Annotated in this window: 12 protein-coding genes and 1 pseudogene; 7 read left to right on the top strand and 6 right to left on the bottom strand. The window is 51.5% G+C overall.

The genetic code is table 11. The features are described from left to right. The 3 genes and pseudogenes from lon to ACNA05_RS13465 form a co-directional block, all read right to left on the bottom strand. Window positions 1-1,573 (bottom strand): endopeptidase La (gene lon, locus ACNA05_RS13475; protein ID WP_415812030.1); only part of this gene is annotated, 1,573 nt, incomplete at its 3' end. A gap of 160 nt (window positions 1,574-1,733) precedes the next feature. Continuing rightward, window positions 1,734-3,049: pseudogene (clpX, locus tag ACNA05_RS13470) on the bottom strand (ATP-dependent Clp protease ATP-binding subunit ClpX). Window positions 3,050-3,285: 236 nt separating this feature from the next. After that, window positions 3,286-3,903 carry an ATP-dependent Clp protease proteolytic subunit gene (locus ACNA05_RS13465; RefSeq protein ID WP_415812029.1) on the bottom strand — a complete coding sequence of 206 codons (618 nt, stop codon included), beginning with the start codon at window positions 3,901-3,903 and terminating at the stop codon, window positions 3,286-3,288. A 574-nt stretch (window positions 3,904-4,477) separates the two neighbouring features. On the opposite strand from ACNA05_RS13465, the gene ACNA05_RS13460 reads away from it, so the two are divergent. Together ACNA05_RS13460 and alr are read left to right on the top strand one after the other, a co-directional pair. After that, window positions 4,478-5,581: a histidine kinase dimerization/phosphoacceptor domain -containing protein gene (locus ACNA05_RS13460; RefSeq protein WP_415812028.1), complete on the top strand. Its 1,104-nt coding sequence runs from the start codon at window positions 4,478-4,480 to the stop codon at window positions 5,579-5,581. Between the two features lie 199 nt (window positions 5,582-5,780). Next, complete coding sequence (alr, locus tag ACNA05_RS13455) at window positions 5,781-6,902, top strand: alanine racemase (RefSeq protein ID WP_415812027.1); 1,122 nt, start codon at window positions 5,781-5,783, stop codon at window positions 6,900-6,902. Between the two features lie 33 nt (window positions 6,903-6,935). Here the strand turns inward: alr and ACNA05_RS13450 are convergent, their stop codons facing one another. Together ACNA05_RS13450 and ACNA05_RS13445 are read right to left on the bottom strand one after the other, a co-directional pair. Next, window positions 6,936-7,967 (bottom strand): aspartyl protease family protein, encoded by a 1,032-nt coding sequence (locus tag ACNA05_RS13450; RefSeq protein WP_415812026.1) that lies wholly within the window; start codon window positions 7,965-7,967, stop codon window positions 6,936-6,938. Between the two features lie 6 nt (window positions 7,968-7,973). Further along, a complete protein-coding gene (locus tag ACNA05_RS13445; protein ID WP_415812025.1) occupies window positions 7,974-10,121 on the bottom strand; it encodes a penicillin acylase family protein in 2,148 nt (715 codons plus the stop codon). A 120-nt stretch (window positions 10,122-10,241) separates the two neighbouring features. On the opposite strand from ACNA05_RS13445, the gene ACNA05_RS13440 reads away from it, so the two are divergent. From ACNA05_RS13440 to ACNA05_RS13430, 3 genes are all read left to right on the top strand, one after another. Beyond that, complete coding sequence (locus ACNA05_RS13440; RefSeq protein WP_415812034.1) at window positions 10,242-10,640, top strand: Kazal-type serine protease inhibitor family protein; 399 nt, start codon at window positions 10,242-10,244, stop codon at window positions 10,638-10,640. Window positions 10,641-10,799: 159 nt separating this feature from the next. Continuing rightward, on the top strand, window positions 10,800-11,987 hold the full coding sequence (locus tag ACNA05_RS13435) for a vWA domain-containing protein (RefSeq protein ID WP_415812024.1): 1,188 nt from the start codon (window positions 10,800-10,802) through the stop codon (window positions 11,985-11,987). A 61-nt stretch (window positions 11,988-12,048) separates the two neighbouring features. Next, window positions 12,049-12,630, top strand: a complete 582-nt coding sequence (locus tag ACNA05_RS13430) for an FKBP-type peptidyl-prolyl cis-trans isomerase (protein WP_415812023.1) — start codon at window positions 12,049-12,051, stop codon at window positions 12,628-12,630. Between the two features lie 372 nt (window positions 12,631-13,002). Here ACNA05_RS13430 and ACNA05_RS13425 read toward each other — a convergent pair whose 3' ends face one another. Then, complete coding sequence (locus ACNA05_RS13425) at window positions 13,003-15,936, bottom strand: M16 family metallopeptidase (protein WP_415812022.1); 2,934 nt, start codon at window positions 15,934-15,936, stop codon at window positions 13,003-13,005. Between the two features lie 46 nt (window positions 15,937-15,982). On the opposite strand from ACNA05_RS13425, the gene ACNA05_RS13420 reads away from it, so the two are divergent. Both ACNA05_RS13420 and ACNA05_RS13415 read left to right on the top strand, forming a co-directional pair. Next, entirely contained in the window at window positions 15,983-16,660 is a 678-nt protein-coding gene (locus tag ACNA05_RS13420; RefSeq protein WP_415812021.1) for an HAD-IB family hydrolase, read from the top strand. 139 nt (window positions 16,661-16,799) lie between these two features. Beyond that, complete coding sequence (locus tag ACNA05_RS13415; RefSeq protein WP_415812020.1) at window positions 16,800-25,637, top strand: peptidoglycan-binding protein; 8,838 nt, start codon at window positions 16,800-16,802, stop codon at window positions 25,635-25,637. Window positions 25,638-25,747 lie beyond the last annotated feature (110 nt).

Raw genomic sequence — 25,747 nt, 5'->3', positions numbered from 1 at the left:
CTCGTAGGGCGTCTTCTGTAACAGAAAATTCGTCTTCCTTTAGACCATGCTCTTTAATCTGCTCTGGCAGTAAATGGCGCTTAGCGATTTCGATTTTCTCGTCCTCGGTATAGCCCGGGATACGGATAATCTCCATCCGGTCCAAAAGAGGCTGCGGCATATTCAGACTATTGGCCGTCGTGATAAACATTGTATCGGACAGGTTGTAGTCAACGTCCAAATAATGATCGTTGAACGTGTCGTTCTGTTCCGGATCCAGTACTTCAAGAAGCGCAGAAGATGGATCGCCGCGATGATCCATTCCCATTTTATCGACTTCATCAAACAAAAATAATGGATTGATATATTTTGCTTTTTTCATCGACTGGATAATGCGTCCCGGCATGGAGCCGATATAAGTCCGGCGGTGACCGCGAATTTCGCTCTCATCCCGAACGCCGCCTAGCGCGACCCGCACAAACTCACGCCCCGTTGCGCGGGCAACGGATTTACCGAGAGAGGTCTTGCCCACACCTGGCGGGCCGACAAGGCAAAGGATCGGACCTTTGACCTTTTTCGTGCGGCTCTGCACGGCAAGATATTCAATGATACGTTCTTTGACTTTTTCGAGACCGTAATGATCCGCGTCGAGGATTTCCTGCGCCTTGTCGAGATCGCGCTGAATGCGTTTTTTCTTGCCCCACGGCACGGACAGCATCCAATCAATATAATTGCGGGAGACATTCGCTTCGGCGCTCATCGGGCTCATTTGTTTGAGTTTTTTGATTTCAGCCGTGACCTTCTCCAAAGCCTCTTTGGAGAGCTTGGTTTTTTCAATCTTCTCCTGAAGCTCGGCCATTTCATTCGGCGAATCGCCATCGCCCAATTCGGACTGGATGGCTTTCATCTGTTCATTCAAATAATATTCGCGTTGGGTTTTTTCCATTTGGCGCTTCACGCGGCCGCGGATCTTCTTTTCGACTTTCAGCACGCTGGCTTCGGCATCGATGAGGTCCAAAATCGTCTTCAGACGGGCCGTCACTTTCGGCTCAGCAAGCAGCTCTTGCTTATGCTTGATCTCGGCATTGAGATGTACCGCAATAATGTCAGAAAGCTTGGCCGGATCTTTTGTCTCTGTAACAGACCCCACAACTTCTTCAGCAATTTTGGTGTTGAGCTTTCCGTAGAGATCAAACTTCTCGCGCACTTCTTTGGCCAAGGCCTTTGCCTTGCTCGCGCCTTCCATATCCGTTTCGATAATTTCGGCATAAGCTTCGAGGTAATCTTTGCTATCCGTGAACGCGTCCACCGTAGCCCGCTCTTGGCCTTCGACCAAAACGCGTACTGTCCCGTCCGGCAGCTTTAAAAGCTGCAAAATTTTGGCAATACAGCCGCGGTCAAAGATATCGTCTTTGGAAGGGTCGTCTTCCTCAGAATCCTTTTGAGTCAGCAGCAAGATACGCTTTTCCTGCCGCATAACCTCTTCCAAGGCATTGATGGACTTTTCGCGCCCAACAAACAGAGGCACCACCATATGCGGGAACACGACAATGTCGCGGAGCGGTAAAACGGGTAGAAGATGAGTATCAGTCATAATAGTCCTTCAAATAGCGCGTATTTGTGCGCTTTATCTTTCACACAAGATGGGGCGTGGCTTAGGGCCATGCAAGGTCGGAGCGCTTATTTGACTGCGCTTGGCTGTCATTGCTCTATGTTGCACCGCCTACAAAAAAACCGCCCCTGATGAGCGGTTTTTAAATCCTTATCGGTTTTGAAAGTCTGTAATCATCATAACTCAGGACGCTTGTTCCTGCTGCTCCTGCGCCGCCTCTCCTTCGGAGTGCACGATAAGCGGCTGCGCCGTCCCATTGACCACTTCGCCGTTAATGACGACCTCTGCGACCCCTTCGTAAGACGGGAGGTCATACATCGTGTCTAGCAGGATACCTTCCATTATGGAGCGGAGTCCCCGCGCCCCGGTTTTACGGGCTAGGGCTTTCTTTGCAATCGCCTTAAGCGCATCCTCAGAGAAGGTCAGTTTGACTTTCTCCATGTCAAACAAAGTTTCGTACTGTTTGACCAAAGCGTTGCGCGGCTGCGTCAAAATCGTGATCAGCGCATCTTCGTCTAAATCTGTCAGCGTTGCGATGACAGGTAACCTGCCTACAAACTCAGGAATAAGGCCGAAGCGCGTCAGATCATCTGGCTCCACCCCTTGCAAAATATCGCCGATACGGCGCTCATCCAGCTCCTTGACATCACCGCCAAAGCCGATGGATTTTTTATCACCGCGATTGGTAATAACTTTATCAAGTCCGGCAAAGGCCCCGCCGACAACGAAAAGGATATTCGTTGTATCGACTTGCAGGAACTCCTGTTGCGGGTGTTTCCGTCCGCCTTGCGGAGGAACAGAGGCAACAGTGCCTTCCATAATCTTGAGCAAAGCTTGCTGCACGCCCTCACCCGACACATCGCGGGTGATAGACGGATTGTCCGACTTACGAGAAATCTTGTCGACCTCGTCAATATAGACAATACCGCGCTGGGCGCGTTCAACATTGTAGTCGGAAGCCTGAAGCAATTTCAGAATAATATTTTCAACATCTTCGCCGACATAACCGGCTTCGGTCAGAGTGGTCGCATCTGCCATAGTGAACGGCACATCGAGAATACGCGCCAAAGTCTGCGCGAGAAGGGTTTTACCACACCCTGTTGGCCCAACCAGAAGAATATTGGACTTGGCCAGCTCGACATCCGGATTGGAAGTTGCGTGGTTTAGGCGTTTGTAATGATTGTGAACCGCCACGGAGAGGACACGTTTAGCGTATTTTTGCCCGATGACATAATCGTCCAAAGTTTCGCAAATCTCTTTCGGAGTTGGGACGCCTTCAGATGTTTTCGCGATAGAGCCTTTGCCCTCTTCCTTGATGATGTCCATGCAAAGTTCGACGCATTCGTCGCAAATGAACACAGTTGGGCCCGCAATCAGTTTTCTGACCTCATGCTGGCTCTTGCCGCAGAAGGAACAGTAAAGCGTATTTTTTGATTCGCCGCTTGTGTTTTTGCTCATAACCGTACTCGTTCATTTCGGGATGTCTGGGTGAAATCCCTGCAAAATCAGTGCCTAGGTGACATTGAACTGTCACATTAAGGCCGTTTCCTTAATCGCGCCTTACAGTTCACGCGATTTTTTCTTATTGGACACTTCAAACCTAGAGGTTTCAAGTCAAAAGAAAAGGCCGAGATATGAATATCCCAGCCTTTATACAGTCAATATTTTAGACGGTGACGCCTGAAAGACCGCTCTTATTTCTCTCCGCGAGAGGTATAAACGTGGTCGACAATGCCGAAATCCTTGGCTTCATCAGCAGTCATAAAGTGGTCTCGGTCGAGTGTTTTTTCAATCAAGGCGTATTTTTTGCCGGTATGTTTGACGTAAATCTCGTTGAGGCGTTTTTTCATCGCCAGAATGTCTTGAGCGTGACGCTCAATATCTGACGCCTGACCGCGGAAACCACCAGAAGGTTGATGTACCATAACGCGTGCGTTTGGCAGAGCGATTCGCATATCCGGCTCACCGGCTGCGAGCAGTAGAGAACCCATAGAACATGCTTGCCCCATACACACAGTCGAAACAGGGGATTTGATATACTGCATCGTATCATAAATCGCCATGCCAGCTGTCACCACGCCGCCCGGCGAGTTAATATACATTGAAATTTCTTTTTTCGGGTTTTCACTCTCAAGGAACAAAAGCTGTGCAGTAATAGAGCCAGCCATATTATCCTCTACGGGACCGGAGAGAAAAATAATGCGGTCTCGCAAAAGACGTGAATAAATATCGAAAGCCCGCTCCCCGCGACTGGATTGTTCGACAACAGTCGGGATGAGGTAGTTAGTGGCTTGTTCAACGGGATCAAACATAGGATTTCCTGATTAGTGAGTCTGTTTCAGCGAACAGACTGGGACATAAATATGACTATTATATTGATACGCTAGAACGCCTAATCAAGGGGGTCAATGCGCGGATGCCTTCGCAATTCACTTGCTCTAGGGGGAAAACCTACTGCGCATCTCTGCCGCTCTGTTATTTTCTCACATGGCCATTGCAACATTGGCTGTTCACGCCTCAATCTCCGCCTGTATTTTGGAAAGAGGGACAGAAATTCTTCCTGTCGGTGACTGATAAAAACGACGGAAATAGGTTTTCCCAATATTGGTCAAATCACATGGCCCATGGACGCTATCGCGCGTTCCTAAGGAAGGTCGGCGTCTCTCTTGCCGTTGCGTTCGTCTGTTATGCCCCCGCAATTGCACCCTCTGCTTTCCTATATAGCGTAAAAAATTCTGAACCCGCTATTCGCGCATCTGCGGCGGAGCTAAATTACCCATCCGAATGCGGCAAACAATTAAATGCGGCTGAGCCCAACCACCATAATCTAATGGTAGGTGCCGAAAACACTGGTCAGTTGTCGGACCTTAGGTTAGCACGATGCACATGGAAGCATTAAAACACCCTCGTCAACAGGAACGCCTCGCGGCACTCCACAGTTATGATATCTTGGACACTCCGCGCGAGGTTGATTTCGATGACATCGTAGAGCTGGCGGCGAAAATTTGCGGCACGCCAATATCTGTGGTCAATTTAATCGACGCAGAAAGACAATGGTTTAAGGCCGAGGTCGGATTAGGCGCTCGAGAAACTCCGCTCGAAACTTCTATTTGCTCACACGTCATTTTAGATGAGGATTTCACCCACATTGAAGATACCCATTCGGACCCTCGCACCGCCGATAATGAACTGTGTATACCGAATAACGGCCTGAGATTTTACGCGGGCGCACTCATAAAGGCTGAAAATGGCTTGCCCATCGGCACACTTTGTGTGCTCGACACTAAACCCAACTCTTTGAATGAAGATCAGAAACAGGCTTTGAAGGTCTTGGCCCGGCGCGTGACGCGCGAATTGGACTTAAGACGTTCTTTGCACGCTCAAAACATTTTGCGCGATGAGATGGATCATCGGATAAAAAACAGTCTTTCTTCTATCGCCAGCGCGATTGGACTATACAAATCTGAGGCTCGAAAAACGGGTGAAGTAGATGCGGCATTCGACGCCCTAAGGCGTCAACTCGACGCCGTCGCGGCTGTGCACCGCTCGATTTACCTCTCCAAAGAAGAGACTGGCGTTGACCTGAAAGACTATATTCCAATGTTGGCTGATAACCTTGAAACCTCCCTACCACCTTCGGTAACCGTAAGCGCCAACGCCGTCACCTGTAGAGTATCCCCAAAAATTGCCAGTACCGTTGGACTTATTGCGAACGAGTTCGCAGCCAACACAGTCAAGCACGGAAATATTACTGCGGGAAATTCTGAAATTAGCTTCGATGTTGCACTGAACGGTAAAGCTCTCGTTCTGACATGCAAGAATAATGTCGCCGAGCAAATGCGCGTCGAAACGGTTCCCGGCGGACCTAAACCGTCGCACGGAATTGGTGCTCGCCTTATAAAAGCTTCAGTCGCACAATTTGGCGGACATATAGAGCAGACTGGTAGTGCCAAAGGGTTTGAGCTCGTCGCCACCCTTTTTCTTCCTTAGTTAAAACATCTATGTTTGCAGGAAATTAGACTAGCTCCTCGGCCGAACGTAACACCGCATCAGGTTTTCTGGGACGGCGACATTCGATACCTTTGAATAAACGGACTCTTCCCTCTCAAATGTCAGAGGTGTTTATTTCACCTCACCCTCGCCGCTATATCTCCTTTCCTCTGCCGCAATCCTCCGCTACGTCCCGCTTATGACTTTCCAACCTTCTTATTCCACACGGCCCACGCTTCGAGTTGATCTTGATGCGCTAAAGGCGAATTATGCGGCGCTAAGCAAACTGGCCGGGGCCGCCAAGATTGGCGCGGCTGTCAAAGCGGATGCTTACGGCCTCGGGGCGGTTCCAGTTGGCCGCGCATTATACGGTGCGGGCTGCCGAATATTCTTTGTCGCCACGGCGGGCGAAGGTAAAATTCTGCGTGACGGCATTGGCCCTAACGCGGCCATATATGTGTTGAACGGCCCTGCGCCGCGCGACAAAGGCGTCTTGCTTGGCGCTAAGCTCAAACCCGTCATCAATTCGCTCGAACAGGCGCGGTATTGGGCCAGTGTCGCCGACGAAGTCAATGAACCTCCTTACACCGCCATTCACATCGATACCGGCATGAACCGTCTTGGCTTGCCATTGGAAGACCTGACAGAATTGGCGCGGGACAAAAAGCTATGGAAGTCACTAAATCCTGAGTGGGTTATGAGCCATCTGGCCTGCGCGCCGGACGCGTCAAATCCAATGAACAAAACCCAGCTTGAACGTTTTCGCAAAGCGGCAGCGCAACTCCCTCTCACCCCGCTTTCACTTGCCAATTCGGCCGGGATATATCTCGGAAAACCTTACCACTTTCAGATGGTCCGTCCGGGCATCGCGCTTTACGGCGGACAGGCCACGACCAAAGCCGAACAAGAAGTCACCCAACCCGTCGCCACCCTTCTCGCGCCGATTTTGCAAGTACGCTATATCAAAGCCGGCGAAACGGTCGGGTATAATGGGACCTTCACGGCCGACAAAGATATGCGGATTGCCGTGGTCGGGGCGGGCTATGCTGATGGCGTTCCTGTCTCCCATTCTAATAAAGGCACAGCCATTGTACACGATATGGAAGCCCCCATCATCGGGCGCGTGAGCATGGATTTGACCATTCTGGATGTGACTGAGGCGCGGCTGACCGTAGAAACGGGCGGCGTCGCGGTTTTCCGGGGCTCGCACTTAGAATCCGAAGCCAGCATTGGCGAGACGCTAAACTACGAGCTTCTGGTGCGATTGGGGCAACGCTGCCGCCGCGATTACTGGAAGCCCAAGAAAGAAGATGCTCGATAAGCTGGCAAACAGGCAGAAGCATTTTGCTGTGCCTTAATAGTGCACGCCTTGATAGTATATTGTTGGCTCGATAAGGCGGCGTCGTTCATAATCCGGCTTAACGAAGATCACGTCTCTCTCGAAATCGATCAAAAATTCTTCATTTTCAAAAAAATTTAAGCTGGCGATAGACAAGAATTCATCCTCCATACCCAATATCCTCAGCCCGTCTAAATTTAAGACAAGAAATTCCATGTTCTGCCAAACAACGTCGTTTGATGTGATTAAATTGGCACGCATTTTGATAGAAGGACGAAAGACACCTGTCGCGCCTTGATACTCCCAATCTCTACGGAGTCTGTCATAAACCTTCTTAAGTTCGGGATGGTCATTTACCCCCCAATTCATCACATTATATTCAGACCCGGTATCCAACAGAACCGGAACGGGGTGTCCGGAGAGCTCTATTTCGAAGAAATGAAAAGCGCGGCCATCCTCTTTGAAGGGATTAGAGAATAGAAGAATATCCTGCCATGACGACGGAGGCTCTACGACCATCTCTTTTGGTATCAAGCTGAGTGCGTCCTCTCGCCGCGAGAAATGAAGACTGAAGTCTTTTAAAATATCCATTCCAATTATGCCGTCATAATGAGACGACTTCTTGCGGTTTGGCAGAATGACAAGAGACAAATTTCTAAAAGTTAGGCCTCCGAGTCCCAACGCCGGAAGCGTCACAACGGGACGACCAATAATTTCAGATATGCCGTGCACATTAATCTGTTCCGGTACATGCTCTGGATCAAATAGATTGTTATATTGGCTTTCAAATAAAGCTGAGCGAGTCGCGCCAGTATCGAGGATAAAATTCATCCTGCTTCCATTGACCATGACATCTTGGATGACGACCAAGCCGTCTTCTTCAAACTCAACACTCACTACTATTGTCTGAGGGCTGGCTAAAACATGTTTAAGCTTTGTTCCGTCCGACGGAACAGATGCACACGAAGACAAGATAACAAACAACAATAGAGACTGCGCTTTGAAAAGCGCGGTGCGGAATAGTCGTCCTGTTATAGCTATCCTCATATAGTCCTATTCAGTTTGTCCCGGCCGATAGTCCCTCTCCGCCAGCGGCAGGACGCTTTCCAGTGTCATCGGCATAGCTTTATACTCCCCCTCTGAGAAAAGCGGGGCTTGGTCTGCATAGTGCGGATTGTCTGCGTCCAATGTCGCAGCGCCGTATTGATGGATGGAGACCAAATCAAGCTCGCCCGCCTCGTCCCAATCTGCCACCATGATATGCGTATCTCCCGCAAAGGCATTCATGGACCCGCTATCGGCCACTCCGTCCCGATTGGCATAAATCGCACGCAGGACATCCGGCGCGCCGTCCAGCGGCAGATCCGTTTCGCCGCGCTGCAAGCGGTTCACCTCGCCCCATTCCGGGTCAAGCCGACCAAACGCCAAACGCAAATCTTCGGCGCTTTGCCGAAACGCCTCCACCGGATCCATTTCATTTTCTTTATATTCATAGCCAAGCGCCCGCGTGCCGGTGATAACGGCCAGAGCCGCTCCCCGCGAACTCCTATCCGTATCGCCATCCCAGTTCCGAAGCACCTCTTTTGCATCCTCCAAAATGGGTTCGTCATAGGAACGGGAGACCAAATCCACGACAAGCCGCATCAAATCCGATTGAGGATCATACCGCGTATCGGCGCGGTAGCGGAGAAGCTCCTCGCGCGAAATGGACTCGTCATTTGTCAAAAGCTCGAGAGCCCGGCGGGAGCGGTTGGTAATCCGGTCTTCAATTCCGAAAGTCTCGGAGAAATCCTCACGGTTATTATTGCACGCCGGGTCTGTGACATTGAAAGGCGTTGCATTGGCCGAAAAGACCCAGCCGCATTCCGGATTCCAGATTTGCGGCATATCACTCAGGGGCCGGAAATCTGTCCAGATAAGCTCTGATTGATCGCCGGGCAGGATATCTTCCCAATCCGGCCCTTCGATACGGTTTGGCATTTTGGCATTATAGACCTCGCCAATATTGCCGTCTTTATCGCCGTAAACGATATTAAAGGAGAGCACATTGTTCTGCGCCACAGCGTCCCGCCACTCGGTCATGTTTGTCGCTTTGCCCATGTCGAACCATTGCTGCAAAGCGCCCACGCCTTGGAGACCTGAGAAGCGTATAGCGTAATGTCCTGTCGGCGTTGACAAAACAGGGCCATGTTCGGACCAGAGCACATCGCGTTTGACCGGCAGAGAAAACGGGCCAAAGAGATTCACCCGAAATTCCGATTCTGTTTTCTCAAAATCTTGCCATTCGTCGTCTAATTTGTATTGCGCCGGATTATCAAAATCATCGACTTCGAGCGCGTAAATATCAATCAGGTCAGGCCGGTTGACCGTCTGCGCCCATCCCAGATTAGGGTTTACGCCCTGCGCGATTATCGGAACGCCGGGGAATGTTGCTCCGGCTATGTTCATGCCTTCCTTGGACACCATATGCGCCTCATACCAAGCGTAAGGTCCGGTCATGGGCTGATGCGAATTTAGAATAAGCCGCGTGTGACCGTCCGCGCTCCGGGACGGCGCGACGGCAAAGGCGTTAGACCCCCTCACCGCGTCGGGCAAATCTAATTCCGCAGTCTGCTGCCATGGCGATACATTGGGTTTATCTTCTGCCGTGAACAGCTCCTCTAAATACCCATCAAGACGATAAAAGAACGGTGTTGCCCAAGTAAACCCGGCTAGAACATCTTGTTCTGTAATCGGCAAAACGGCTGGTAGAACCGCTTCTGGGTGCTCAACAGCATAAAGGTTCAGAGCGTCTGCATAGCCTTTCGCCACCGCTTTCACGTCATCACGAACCTCCGTGTCATATTTCTCGGAAACAGCCTCATGGACCTTAAACAAATCATAAAGGTAATCCTGCGGCGCAACTGACTTACCCTTATACTGCGCGCTCATTCCGCGGGCCGCGATGACAACGTCCTGAATAGTTGTCCAGTCATCTTCGGCATGGGCATAGCCAAAGCCAAAGCTGGCATCCGCATCCGTCTGGCCAAAGACATGCGCAACACCGAAATTGTCCCGAATGATACGGGCATCATATTCAGACGCGACCGCCTTGATTTCGTCTTCGTTATATTCAGCGCCTGACGGGGTCCATAAATAGACCCCACCCGTGATAAGGACGACTAAGATAAGAACTGCGAGAATCTTTAGGACTGTTTTCATAAAACCTTTGTGCCGTCTGCAGGGCCGAAGGGAAAGATGAAATTTACGTATAGCATTTGTGCGGCGCCTGATGATACCCTAACAGGAAGGAATAAATTGTTCAGACTGGAGTTCACCGTGATGAAAAAAATATTCCTTTTGTTATCCATTACCGCACTGTGTGCCTGCGCCGCGCCCAACACTAATGGTCCAGCTGACCCGCCGCCTCCCGGAACAAAGAATCAGCCCCATCTTTCCCCGCCGGATTTGACCGAGTCCGAAACCGATGACGAAAGTGTCAAATATTGCGGCGGCATGGTTCAGGGCGAAGGCCCCCAATGCGGACCAGAAGAGTTTTGCAAACGGACTATTGGCGACATGTGCGGGGCAGCGGATGCGCCAGGTCAGTGCACTACGGTTCCGGAAATTTGTACGCAGGAATATCGCCCGGTTTGCGGCTGTGACGGCAACACCTATTCCAACGAATGCGCGGCCAATGCCAAAGGCATCAGCGCGTCATATGAAGGTGAATGTAAGTAAAAACTGGCTCTGTTGTTCTCTACCATAAGCTTGAGATAATCATGACACGTGCGGCGCGAATGGCAGACCTTTAGAATTTGTTGTTTTCATATACCCTGCGCGTGATAGGTCATGCCAACCGATCCTGAACCAACACGTCCTGAAGAGGTAGAAAACTAAGTGTTTCATTCATTTTTCAACGAACTTCGCGCCGCAAAGGTCCCTGTGTCTATCCGGGAATATCTAACCCTGCTGGAAGGCGTTGAAAAAGGGGTCGCGCATGAAAGCTTGGACGGGTTTTATTATCTGTCGCGCACGGCCCTCGTAAAGGATGAGCGAAATCTGGATAAGTTCGATCAGGTCTTCTCTCATGTTTTCAGAGGGCTGGATTATGTCGGTGATATCTTTGGTCAAGATGAGCACCAGATACCGGAAGATTGGCTTCGGAAGATGGCCGAGCTTCACCTCTCCCCCGAAGAAATGGCGGAGATTGAAAAACTTGGTGACTTCGACAAAATTATGGAAGCTCTGAAAGAGCGCCTTGAAAACCAAGACAAACGCCATGAAGGCGGCAATAAAAATATCGGCACGGCCGGGCGCTCGCCCTTTGGCGCCTATGGCTATAACCCCGAAGGCGTCCGTATTGGCCAGAAAGAAGGCCGCCACGGGAAAGCCGTAAAAGTATGGGATAAACGTCAGTTCAAAAACCTCGACGGGGATAAAGAGATCGGCACGCGTAACATTAAAGTCGCGCTTCGCAGACTTCGTAAGTTTGCCCGTGAAGGCGCGGCGGAAGAATTGGATTTGAACGGCACGATAAAAGGTACAGCCAAACAGGGCTGGCTCGATATTAAAATGCGGCCCGAACGGCGCAACGCCGTTAAAGTCCTAGCCTTTTTCGACATCGGCGGCTCAATGGACGCCCATATTCAGCAGGTAGAAGACTTATTCTCGGCCGCCCGCAGCGAGTTCAAACGCCTAGAATACTTTTACTTTCATAACTGTCTGTATGAGCAAGTCTGGACAGATAATGTTCGGCGAATGAACAACGTCACACCAACTTGGGATATTTTACATAAATTTGGGTCTGATCACCGCGTTGTTATCGTTGGCGACGCAGCGATGAGCCCCTATGAAATCGCCATGCGCGGCGGCTCGGTTGAGCATTGGAATGAAGAAGCCGGCGGCGTCTGGCTCAAAAGGCTCGCCGATATCTATCCCCATATTGTCTGGATAAACCCGACCTCAGAAAAATATTGGGATTATTCTCAAAGTACAAAAATGATTCAGGACATTATTGGCAAAGACCGGATGTTTCCTATGACTCTTTCTGGATTAGAAGACGCCATGAGGGAACTTGCGCGCTAGTCAGTCGTATGGCTCTTTGATATCCGTTTTTACGAGTTTAATGCATAGAAAGGTTTTTTACATGCGCTCACTTAAAACAATTGCCCTCGCAGGCTTTTCGGCCCTCGCTTTCACAGCCTGTAATTCTGGCGGCGACGGAAGTAGCGAAATGGTCTATACATGCCCCGTTGATCAAGTCTTTACCGCCAATGACGCCTACGGTGATGACGCGAACGCCCCTGCCCTCGAAGGCACAGATTACGCCGCTTACCACACCGCCAATGACGAACGTGATGACGTCACCACAACAACCAGTGGTCTGCAGTATAAAGTCGTCCAAGAAGGTCTTGATGACGGCGCCTCCCCTGAGGGCAGCGAGATGGTGACGGTCCATTATCACGGCTATTTTCCGGATGGATCCGTTTTTGATAGCTCCTATGAGCGCGGCGAAACCATTGAGTTCCCGGCTGACGGCGTCATTAAAGGCTGGATTGAGTCCCTTCAGGATATGAAGGTTTGCGAAGCCCGCACGCTCTATATCCCAGGTGACTTGGCTTATGGCCCTCAAGGACGCCCGGGCATCCCGGCAAATGCGACGCTTCTGTTTAATGTACAACTTGTCGGCGTCGAAGAACCCGCAGGTGTCACAGCCCCAGCTGAATAAATCGGACTACCATACATCAAATTAGAAAGCCGCCCATCCGGGCGGCTTTTTTATTGATGAACTCGCTTCGTTACGCCGTTAACCGGAGCTGTATGAGACTTCCCGCGATGGAATTATAAGCCTCCCTCACGACAGCTCCGCTCCTAGCTGTGAAGAAATTATCATTTGAGGTCGCAGACTCAGCTTCGAAAAGATTTTCTCCATCCTAAGAAGGTCCCTTGGAGCAAAGCTCCCACAGTCCGCCCGACCAGGAATTTTCACCGTTAGATCGCGTCTCTAAAGCCTAATTTTATGGTAAATATACAATTAAACCCTCAGTAATAGTGAGGATTTAAGGTTAAGAAAATTAAGAAACTCCATATTCGGCAACGATTAGGTCTCGGGCAAAATCTGTACGCGAAAGGCTGAACCGGGCTCAAACACAGTTTTAGCACGGGCCCGAAGATCTTCTACTTTCATATTTTGATACGCCTCGGATCGCGAGCGGTGACGAGCAAGACGCTCTTTATCCGTTTGCGCTTCAGAAATTACACTCATCCAATACCCATTGCTTTCCAAAGACGTCTCGATACTTTCCAAAACCGGCTTGATGGCGCGCTCAAAAAGTTCGTCGTCAATTTGTCCGGCTCTAAACTCTGCCGCGATCTCATCCACTCTGGCGCTGACGCGGTCAATATCTTCGGGAGAAACTTCGAGCGACACACCTAAATAGCCATAATCAGGGAAAGTCCGAGACGTGTGGGCAAATGCTGACGGTGAATAGCTTGCCCCCTCCTCTTCCCGCAACACCTCTGTCAGCCGCAATCGAAACAATCTGGAAATCATCGAAATTTCGCGGCTTGTCTTAGCATTGCTTCCATCAGGGGCCGGCCAATATGTCCGAAGCAACGCTGTGCTCGGGTCGCCGGCATGTGTGAGTTTCACCGGACGTTTCTTTCCATCCGGGAATGTGACTTGAACATCTTCTTCAGCGAGTTTCTGAAATGATGTCTGCCGATCAGGCAAAGCGCCAAATGTCCGCGACACAGCTTCTATGGCTCTATCCGGCGTTATATCTCCGACAATGCCGATCTCAACAGCGCTATCCGTAAGAAAGGGGTCCAACCAGTTTTTGACCATATCCGTATTTACCCGAAGCATTTCTTCCTCGCTCGGAAATCCAAATCGGGCATCGCCCGAGCGGATCAATCGATCGACATCGCGCGAAGCGACGCCGCCCGGTGTAGAATCCAAAGTTGGATAAAATGACTTGATATATTTGGCATATTGCGACTTCGCTTCAGGGCGGTAGCCCGGCGCCGTTGCGTAGGCCGCCATCAGGTCCAGCTGTAAATCCAGATCATCAGGCACGGTTGAGCCGTTAATATAAAGACGGTCATCTCCCAGACTTTGGCTCGCCCCGACAGAGCGGCCCGCCATAATTTTCCGAATATCGTCCACTTTGTGGGCCTCCAATCCGCCCAGACTAAGCGCATTAGAGGTAAAAACGCGCAATCCCGGTTCATCTCTAGGCAAAGTGAATTGTCCGCCGCTCATCGCGACCGAGATGGAAATTACGTCTTTCTGATAGGGCGTCTGTTTCACATTTAATTTGACACCATTGTCAAAAACCACGCTCTCGAAGCCTATATCTTCGATTGTTTCCCGGCTGACGACCTCCCCTTTTGGGCCCCAATCCGTATACGCAAATTCAAGTGTTTCCTGCTCGGCTCTCGGTTCAATTTCGACAGAACGGGCCGATTCCAGAGCAGCAATTAATTTTGCATCTGCGTCTTCTATGATTTCAGGTGTCGAAAGATAAAGCTGCGGAGCCTCCATAACGCCGTCCCACTGCGCGCGGAACGCTTCGTTGACCTCTTCCAGAGTAATGTCGTCCACATAGCCATTAAAGCGCTCCAAATTATAGGCGGGGTCCGTCACGACATTTTCACTTGCAAAAGAAGACAAAATTGAACGGGCCAATCCCGGCGTGCGGCGTGTTGGGGAAGTCTGAACTGCCACTTCCAAAGACTTGCGCGTATTGGCAATTTGCTCGTCTAGTTCGGCTTGGGAGAAACCGTATTTCAATGCCTGCCGTAGGAGAGGCTCCGCCCCGCGAAGCGCACTCGCCCATTTTCCCTTTTCCGGCCGGATTGACAACGAACTTAACTCGGTAATGTCGAAAAGATTTGAATTACTGGCAGATGCGCTAATAAAAGGCGCGTCTGTCGTGCGAGAAAGCTCGCCTAATCGCCGAGACAAAATACGATTTCCTAATCCTTCGACAAAATTGTCCCGACGGCTCTGCGCTGTGTCGTCTTTGATTTCGGCCGGACGAAGTGTGGACAGAGTGAGGCTCGTTTGGATTTCCGGATTTACGTAATAGCGGGTACGGGCCTCTCTCGCGGGCAAAGTTTCAGCCTCGTATTTTGCAAGCGCCTGGCCGTCTGCTTCCCAGTCACCGAAATATTCTTCAATCTTCTTCGCTGCATAGTCTGTTTCAATATCCCCCACCAAAACGATGAAGGTGTTTTCAGGACGGTAATAGCCTTCGTAAAACTCTCTGAATTGCTCGGGCGTCACCGAGTCGATCGTTTCAACCGTTCCGATAGGAATGCGGTCCGGAATAGGGCTATCGCCCAGGTAAAATTCAAGATTGTCAAGTGAGGCATCAAAAGCCGGGCTGCTACGGGCCCGTTTTTCCGCCTGGATGATCCCTCGTTCACGGTCAATCGCCTCAGGATCAAGGGTAAGTCGGTCTGCCGTTTCGCGCATAATCATCAACGTTTCATCAAGAATAGCCTCATCTACTTCAGGCAATTCCAACTGATAGGTCGTTTGCTCAAAACTGGTTGAGGCGTTTGTATCTGCGCCAAAAGCCAAACCAAACTTTTCCAACCGTTTGATCATCTCGCCTTCGGGGATATTTTTTGACCCGTTAAAGGCCATGTGCTCCAAGAAATGAGCTAGCCCCCGCGTCTCATCCGTCTCGTTCAGAGATCCTGTATCGACGCGCATTAATAGGGTCGCGGTTTTAGTCGGCGTCGAATTTGACCGCACAGCATATCGCAATCCGTTAGGAAGCATTCCATACTCAACGTTCGGGTCGACGGTAAGGTCGCTATTATCCTGCGCAAATGCCGGCAATGTGCTTATTTTTTCATTTTCCTGATTTCCGGAACAGGCGGAAAGAACCAAAGCGGTTAAAACCAAAGGGTAAGCTATCATTCTGCGCATATTTGTACCTATTTGAGGGTCGAAGACGATATCTTCATGTAAGCTTTGGCGGAAGGTCGCAAGGGTTGTTTCAGCTATTAACCATGGCATCCCACAGTGGCTTGAAATTGCTTTTTTTATGGGGCAATTCCTCCAGGTGGAAAATGATTCGTCAAATAAGCCTGTGCCGCCTTCTGAAAAGCTGAAGGGCGCTAAAAAATCAGGTCAAGCTGACGAAGGCCTGATCGTATTTGATTTTGACGGCACGATTACCACCAAAGACACTTTTGCACTCTTTTTGCGGTATCACGCCGGCTTTTGGCGATGGCTGCTGAATATTACGCTCCTCCTCCCGACCTTCATTGCCTACAAGCTCGGGCGGATTGACCGCCACCAAGTTAAGGCAGCGGTGATAAGACGATTTTTCAAAAATAGCTCCGTCGCCGAAGTCGATGACCGGGCGAAACGATTCGCCCAAGAGGTCATTCCGGGCCTCATTCGCCCTAAAGCTCTGGCTTGCTTTAAGGAAAAAATGGCCGAGGGAGACCACGTCTATATCTGCAGCGCCTCTATTTCGCCCTATCTGCTTCACTGGGCCGAGTCCCACGGTTTCCCGGGAAAAAACGTTCTTTCTGTGGAACTTAGCGAGGCCTCTGGAGTACTTTCCGGAGAGATAGCGGGCTATAATGTATGGGGCCCAAACAAAATTCGACGCCTTAACGACGCGTTACGTTCAGGCAATATTCATATAGCAGAAGCTTATGGAGACAGTGAAGGGGATGGCGAATTGCTTAACGCCGCAAAAGAGTCTTTCTACCGACCTTTTCGCGTCTGACCGTCGTCGACATTGAATTGAAAAATTTTCCTCTTAACAGGGGATTAACGCCTAGTCATATGGTTAACATTTGTTTAGGCTATTGGAGAGTTTGCTATTTGCGGACTGTAGTAATTTAGACTTTTAGGGGTTTTCCGAAATGAAACGTACTCTTTTACTGGCCGCATCGGCTGCCGTGCTTGCTGCACCCACTATTGCCCAGGAATTGCCCCCGGGCAATCCGCTGCCCGGTGAGTGTTTTGCTCGGGTAATCGTCCCCGCGCAATACGAGACATCAACCGAGCAAGTGGTTTTGCGCCAGGCTGGTGAAGAGCTTCGGAAAATTCCAGGCCGCCTAGAAACCGTCACAGAACGAGTTCTTGTTCAAGAAGAAAGCTTTGAACTCGTCGTTGTCGGCTCAGGCGGAACGATTATCCCAGGGCGCGGCGACATTACTGTCACTATTAATCAGACCCCTTACAATATCGACTCCTCCAGAACAGTTACAGACCGCAACGGACGCCGGATCGGCTCTGTTGACAGCGACGGCAATATTGTTGGCGCGAACGGGAATGTGCTTGTTGCCAATGCAGTTGACCCCCTCACACTGATTGGCCGCGGCTCTAACATGACCACTCTCAATCTTGGCTCCAACAGTTATTCCGTCGCGTCTGATCGTAGCGTTCGCAACGCTTCCGGCGCACGCATCGGCATGATCGACTCAAATGGCAATCTTGTTGGAACAAATGGAAATGTTATTTCCCGCAGCGCTGTAAACGCATTTTCTGGGAATACTGGAACAACAGGTCAGCCGACATTCAACACGGTTACTGAAACCATTGTCGCGCAAGAAGCCTCAACTGAACTCGTCGTAATTCCCCCTGTTTATGAAACAGTGACTGAGACGGTCGTAGTGCAACCGCAATCCGTTGAGTATGTCACTGTCCCGCCTGTCTATGAAACATTTGAAGATACTGTTGTAGTTCAAGAAGCCTCAACTGAACTCGTTACCATCCCCCCCGTTTTTGAAACGGTTACTGATACAGTTGTCGTTCAGGAAGCCACAACAGAACTGGTCACTATCCCAGCGACTTATGAAACCGTAACAGATACGGTTGTCGTCCAGCCTGCCGGCGTTGAATATGTTTCTGTTCCTGCAGAATATGAAACAGTGACTGAAACTGTCGTGACGCAAGAAGCGTCCACAGAGCTCGTCACTATCCCTGCCACATTTGAGACTGTCACAGACACAGTCGTCGTGCAGGAAGCCACAACCGAGCTTGTGACGATCCCGCCAGTTTTTGAAACCGTCACAGAGACCGTCGTGGCCCAAGAAGCGTCTACTGAACTCGTCACAGTTCCGCCAGTCTTCGAGACCGTGACAGATACTGTCGTCGTAACGCCTGCCTCTGTCACCTATGAAACTATTCCGGCTGTTTATGAAACCGTCGAAGATGTTGTTACGGTACAAGAAGCTTCTACAGAGCTTGTGACCATTCCGGCAACCTACGAAACCGTCACAGAGACAGTTGTCACACAAGAAGCGTCTACTGAACTCGTGACCGTTCCCGCGGAGTTTGAAACCAAAACAGATACTGTCGTGGTTCAAGAGGCGTCAACTGAACTCGTCACGGTTCCAGCCACTTATGAAACCGTTACTGACACCGTCGTCGTTCAGCCCGCCGGCGTCGAATACGAAGTTGTACCGGCGCAATACGAAAATTACGAAGAGACAGTCGTGGTTCAAGAAGCGTCAACAGAACTCGTCACTATTCCGCCTGTATTTGAAACTGTCACCGACACAGTCGTCGTGCAGCCTCAGTCCGTCGAATATGTCGTCGTTCCGGCTGTCTATGAGACAATTGAAGAGCCTGTCGTCGTTCAGGAAGCCTCAACAGAGCTCGTCACCGTTCCAGCGACTTACGAAACGGTCACTGATACCGTCGTGATGACCCCTGAAACAGTTGAATATGTATCTGTTCCGGCGGTTTATGAGACAATCGAAGAGCCTGTCGTTGTTCAAGAGGCGTCTACAGAACTCGTCACTATTCCGCCTGTATTTGAAACTGTCACAGATACCGTCGTCGTTCAGCCTGCTGGCGTCGAATATGAAACTATTCCTGCCGTTTACGAAACTGTAAACGAAACGGTTGTCGTTCAAGAAGCGTCTACAGAGCTGGTGACGATCCCGGCCACTTTCGAGACCGTCACAGATACAGTCGTTGTACAACCTGCGGGCGTCGAATACGAAACGGTTCCAGCCGTTTATGAAACGATTGAAGAACCCGTTGTCGTGCAAGAGGCGTCAACTGAACTCGTCACTATTCCGCCCACATTTGAAACTGTCACAGACACTGTTGTCGTGACCCCGGCGACTGTAGCTTACGAAACGATCCCGGCTGTTTTTGAAACAATAGAAGAGCCTGTGGTCGTGCAAGAAGCGTCAACTGAACTCGTCACGATCCCTCCAGTGTTTGACACAGTGACGGATACGGTTGTCGTGCAGCCGCAAACCGTAACTTACGAAGTTATTCCGGCGGTTTATGAAACCATCGAAGAACCTGTCGTCGTACAGGAAGCGTCAACAGAACTTGTGACCGTTCCGGCGACTTATGAGACTGTCACCGACACTGTTGTCGTCCAGCCTCAAACCGTTGAATATGTAACAACTCCTGCTGAATTTGAATCCTTTACGGAAACGGTTGTTGTTCAGGAAGCGTCGACAGAGCTCGTAACGGTTCCCGCGACCTATGAAACCGTAACCGACACCATCGTTGTCACACCGGAAACGGTTGAATATGTGTCTGTTCCGGCCGTTTACGAAACTGTCGAAGACACCGTTGTGGTTCAAGAAGCGTCCACAGAACTCGTCACGATCCCGCCTGTGTTCGAAACCGTTACGGATACTGTCGTGGTGACACCTCAAACAGTTGAGTATGTGTCCGTGCCGGCCGTTTACGAGACAATCGAAGAGCCTGTTGTGGTTCAAGAAGCCTCCACAGAACTGGTCACAGTACCGGCCACTTATGAAACTGTGACAGATACTGTCGTTGTTCAGCCCGCCGGCGTTGAGTATGTGACTGTTCCGGCTGAGTATGAGACAGTCACTGAAAATGTTGTGGTACAAGAAGCCTCAACAGAGCTGGTGACTATCCCGCCTGTTTTCGACACAGTCACAGATACTGTTGTCGTTACACCGGCAACGACGACATATGAGTCTGTACCGGCTGTTTATGAAACCATCGAAGAGCCTGTCGTCGTTCAAGAGGCATCAACAGAACTCGTCACGGTTCCAGCCACTTATGAAACCGTAACGGATACCGTTGTCGTGACACCTGCAACAGTCGATTATGAAACTGTTCCGGCTGTTTATGAAACCATCGAAGAGCCTGTCGTCGTCCAAGAAGCGTCTACAGAGCTCGTCACCGTGCCGGCGACCTTCAAAACGGTAACAGAAACCGTTGTCGTTCAAGAAGCGTCCACAGAACTCGTCACAATTCCAGCCGTTTATGAAAATGTCACCGAGACTTATGTGGCTCAGGAAGCCTCGACAGAGCTCGTTACCGTTCCGCCTGTTTTCGAAACAGTCACGGACACCGTTGTGGTACAACCGCAAACTGTTGAATATGTACTTCAGCCTGCTGAATATGAAACTTACGAAGAAACGATTGTTGTCCAGGAAGCCTCAACTGAGCTTGTGACCGTTCCGGCAACTTTTGAAACAGTTACGGAAACAGTCGTCGTTCAGGAAGCTTCAACAGAACTCACAACTATACCGGCCGAATTTGAAACCGTGACAGACACAGTCGTGGTCAAAGAAGCCACGACAGAACTCGTCACGGTTCCGGCAACCTTCAAAAATGTCACCGACACGGTCGTCGTCTCGCCTGAAACTGTTGAATATGTCACTGTTCCGGCTGAATACGAGACATATGAAGAAGCTGTCGTCGTCCAAGAAGCGACGACCGAGCTCGTTGTTGTCCCTGCGACTTATAAAGACGTAACCGAAACCATTGTAGTTCAAGAAGCGTCCACAGAACTCGTCACCGTTCCGGCGACTTACGAAACTGTGACAGACACCGTGGTCGTCACGCCTGAAACCGTTGAATATGTCGCGCAACCCGCAACGTACCGGACAGAGCAAGAAACTTACGTCCAACAAGACGCGGCGCAAGAACTGGTCGTCATTCCAGCCACCTACGAGACTGTCACAGACACAATCGTCACGCAGGAAGCCAGTACACGCGTCGAAGTGGTCCCGCCAACTTATAAAACTGTGACGGAAACCATTACGGTCCAACCTGCCCGCACAGAGCTGGAAGTTATCCCGGCTAAGTATGAAACACGTTCAGAGCGCGTTCTCATCGAACCTGCGCGCGAAGAATGGAAGCCTGGGAGCCAAGCCATCAATTATGGTTCTCTGACAGCCGGCGGACAAATCAATACTAATACGCGCGGTCAATTCACCGTCTTTAACGGTGTTTCCGAGCAAGTAGTTGAATCTACTCAAACAATTGTGAACCAAACCGGAGAAATCCTCTGCCGCGTACTAATCCCGGCCAAATATAAGACAATCACCAAGCAAGTCGTCGCAGAGCCGGCCCGCACGGTTGAGCGTCAAATTCCGGCGGTCACGAAGCAAATCACGAAACGTGTTGTGGACACTCCGGCAACAACACGTGAGGTGGCCATCCCGGCCGTCACTGAAACGGTGACCCGCCGCGTTGTCAAAACTCCGGCCCGCGTAGAAAAGCGCAATGCGACTGATGCGACCTATAGCCAGAAAATCGGCTCGGTTGAGAAACAGGTTCTCGCAGAAGAAGCCCGTATCGTAGAACGCCGTATTCCAGCCGTAACGAAGACAGTTCAGCGGCGCGTAACGAAAACGCCTGCGACAACAACAGAGCGCGTCATTCCGGCTGTGACTGAAACCGTAACGCGCCGCGTTGTGGATCGCCCGGCCTCTACACAAGAACGCGTCATCCCGGCTGTTACCAAAATGGAAACTCGCCGCCGCGTCGTAACTCCGGCTCGGACAGTTGAAAAAGTCGTTCCAGCCGTGACGAAACAAGTCACTCGCCGCGTTGTTGACCGCCCTGCCTCTACGCAAGAGCGCGTCATCCCTGCCGTGACTAAGACAGAGAGCCGCCGCGTTGTTAAAACGCCGGCCCGCACTGTTGAAAAGACGATCCCAGCTGTCACTGAAACTGTTTCTCGCCGCGTCGTGAAAACGCCGGCAGCGACAACAGAGCGTGTCATTCCGGCCGTCACAAAAACGGAAACGCGTCGCCGTATCGTCTCTCCGGCCAAAACCGTTGAGAAAATCATTCCGGCCGTCACGAAATCAGTATCTCGCCGCGTCGTGAAAACGCCGGCTCAAACTGTTGAGAAAGTTATCCCGGCAGTTTCGAAAACACGTCAGCGCCGCGTGGTGAAAACGCCGGCCCGCACGGAAGAGCGCGTTATTCCGGCTGTTACAGAAACTGTCACCCGCCGCGTCGTCGATGTTCCAGCCTCAACCCAAGAACGGGTCATCCCGGCTGTGACGAAGATGGAAACACGTCGCGTCGTGAAAACGCCGGCGAGAACAGTTGAGAAAAAAGTGCCTGCTGTCACCAAAACTGTCTCTCGCCGCGTGGTTAAGACACCTGCCTCGACACAAGAGCGCGTAATCCCGGCTGTTACCAAAATGGAAAGCCGCCGCGTGATCAAAACGCCAGCAAGAACGGTTGAGAAAGCTATTCCGGCTGTCACGAAGACCGTTTCCCGGCGCGTGGTCAAAACGCCGGCTCAGGTCACAGAACGTGTCATTCCTGCTGTCACCAAAGCACAAACCCGCCGCGTGATCAAAACACCAGCAAAAACAGTTGAACGCGCTGTTCCGGCTGTAACGAAAACGGTTTCCCGCCGTGTCGTGAAAACACCGGCGTCTACACAAGAACGCGTCATTCCTGCTGTGACTAAGATGGAAACGCGCCGCGTTGTGAAAACACCGGCCTCTACCGTTGAAAAGGTTATCCCAGCTGTGACAAAACAGGTTGAGAGACGCGTTGTGAAAACACCGGCACAAACCCAAGAACGCGTCATTCCGGCCGTGACTAAGGTCGAAACGCGCCGCGTTGTGAAGACACCGGCGTCTACAGTTGAGAAAGTTATTCCAGCTGTGACGAAAACTGTTTCGCGCCGCGTAGTCAAAACGCCTGCGGCAACGACAGAACGCGTTATTCCAGCTGTTACCAAACAGGAAACACGCCGCCGCATCGTTACGCCTGAAACAACCGTTGCGCGCGTCATTCCGGCTGTCACCAAACAGGTTCAGCGCCGCATTGTGAAATCTCCGGCCTCTACGGTTGAGAAGGTCATACCGGCCGTTACCAAGATGGAAAGCCGCCGCGTTATCAAGACGCCGTCTAAAACAGTAGAGAAGGTTATTCCAGCGGTAACCAAAACGGTTTCCCGCCGCGTGGTCAAAACGCCGGCCCAGACACAAGAACGTGTCATTCCGGCTGTCACGAAAATGGAAAGCCGCCGCGTCGTAAAAACACCAGCGAAAACTGTTGAGCGGGCCGTTCCGGCGGTTACAAAAACGGTTGAACGCCGCGTCGTTAAAACGCCGGCTCAGACGCAAGAGCGGGTCATTCCGGCGGTTACAAAGATGGAAGCTCGCCGCGTGATCAAGACACCGGCAAGAACAGTTGAACGCGCCGTCCCAGCGGTTACAAAAACTGTCTCTCGCCGTGTCGTCAAAACACCGGCCTCTACGCAAGAACGCGTCATTCCGGCGGTTACAAAGGAGCAAAGTCGCCGTGTGATCAAGACACCGGCAAAAACAGTTGAGCGCGCCGTCCCGGCCGTCACAAAAACTGTTTCGCGCCGCGTCGTGAAAACACCGGCCTCTACGCAAGAGCGCGTCATTCCGGCGGTTACAAAGATGGAAACACGCCGCGTTCTAAAAACACCGGCTTCTACAGTTGAGAAAGTTATCCCAGCTGTGACAGCTCAAGTTGAACGCCGCGTTGTGAAAACACCTGCTTCGACTCAAGAGCGGGTTATTCCGGCCGTGACAAAAATGCAGAGCCGTCGCGTCATAAAGACACCGGCTCAAACGGTCGAGAAAGTCATTCCAGCCGTCACTAAGCAGGTTGAGCGCCGCGTCGTCAAAACACCGGCTCAAACACAGGAACGCGTTGTTCCGGTTGTGACCAAGCAGGAAAGTCGTCGACGTCTCGTCTCTCCGGCTCGCACGGTAGAGCGCGCTATTCCAGCTGTGACGAAAACGGTTTCTCGCCGCGTCGTGAAAACGCCAGCGTCTACGCAAGAGCGGGTTATTCCGGCCGTGACCAAGCAGGTTGAGCGCCGCGTCGTCAAGACACCTGCTCGAACTGTTGAGCGCGCCATCCCGGCCGTGACAAACACAGTTGAGCGCCGCGTCGTTAAAACACCGGCCTCTACTCAGGAACGGGTTATCCCCGCGGTCACGAAGGTGGAAACCCGCCGCGTGATCAAGACACCAGCAAGAACGGTTGAGAAACAAGTTCCGGCTGTGACCAAACAGGTCAGCCGACGCGTTGTGAAAACGCCGGCTCAGACGCAAGAACGCGTCATTCCGGCTGTCACGAAAACTGTTGAGCGCCGCGTTATGAAAACGCCGGCTCAGACACAAGAGCGGACCATCCCTGCCGTAACGAAGCAAGTCAGCCGTCAGGTCGTGAAAACGCCGGCTAAGACGCAGGAACGGGTCATCCCGGCGGTCACGAGCACTGTTGAACGCCGCGTCGTCAAGACACCGGCTCGGACTGTAGAGCGTGCGACGCCAGCTGTGACAAAGACTGTTCAGCGCCGCGTCGTAAAAACGCCGGCTCAGACCCAAGAACGGGTTATCCCAGCGGTCACAAAAACTGTCGAACGCCGTGTTATGAAAACGCCTGCGCAGACGCGCGAGCGGGTTATTCCGGCTGTCACTAAGACGGAAACGCGTCGCCGCATCAAAACACCAGCTCAGACACAAGAACGGGTTATCCCGGCTGTTACAAAGCAGGTTACGCGCCGCGTTGTTAAGACGCCAGCGACGACACAAGAGCGTGTCATTCCAGCGGTAACCAAAACAGTGACGCGCCGCGTCCCTGTCGGTGCCCCGAGAATTGAACGCCGCGTGATCCCGGCTCGTTACGAAACGATTGAAGTGCAGCGTGTAGTCGAAGCCCCTCGTACTGAAACGGTCGTTATCCCACCGGAATACGGAACCATTGAACGCCGCACTCAAATCTCAGCTGAAAGGGCCGAGTGGCGTCAAGTTCTCTGTGAGGCCAATGCAAATGTCACCGTGATCTCCGCCATCCAACGGGCTCTTCAAGCTCAGGGCTATTATAGCGGCGCGATTGACGGAGCCTTGGGCCGCGCAACCTATGCTTCTGTTGAGTCCTTCCAGCAAGACAACAACCTTTCAACGGGTGGTTTGACCCTTCGGACAGTTGATGTATTGGGCGTTGACTGGCGCTCAATGGTCGGCGGGGTTTCCGGAACGGAACGCGGCGCATTCCAAAGCGGTCAAGCTTTTGACGGTGGACGTTCTAATAGTTCAAGCACAGGCTTTACGTCCGGCAACACGACTACAACCACGACCACAACCCGCACTGGCTACTCTATCGGAGCAGACAGAACTGTCCGCGACAGCTCCGGCCGCCTCATTGGGCGTCTGGACGGGAACGGCAATGTTGTTGACGCCTCTGGCACCATTATTATCCGCGACTTCGCAACACGCTCCGGCGCGCTCGGATCCGGCGAGATGGGTCTTGGCTCAGTCGGCACAACAACTGGTTCTATCTCCACGACGAACTCTGTTAACGGAACTGTCACCGATAGCCGCACAACAGGCTTCACAGTCCGGAATGACGGATCCGTTGTTAACGCCGAAGGCACTGTTATCGGCCGCGTTGATGGAAACGGAAATATCGTGGATGCAAATGGCCAAGTGATTGGTCGCGTCAACCCGCGCTAAGCCCTGACAAACAGGAATGGCAACGTTCCTTACTAGACTTAGCCCTGCCTCCCTTCTGTGAGGCAGGGCTTTTCATTTCATCCGTCAGAACATTTCACTTTGCCAAAACG

The organism is Litorimonas haliclonae (assembly GCF_965138505.1).
Classification (GTDB): Bacteria; Pseudomonadota; Alphaproteobacteria; order Caulobacterales; family Maricaulaceae; genus Litorimonas; species Litorimonas haliclonae.
This window is presented reverse-complemented; position numbering and strand designations above follow the sequence as displayed.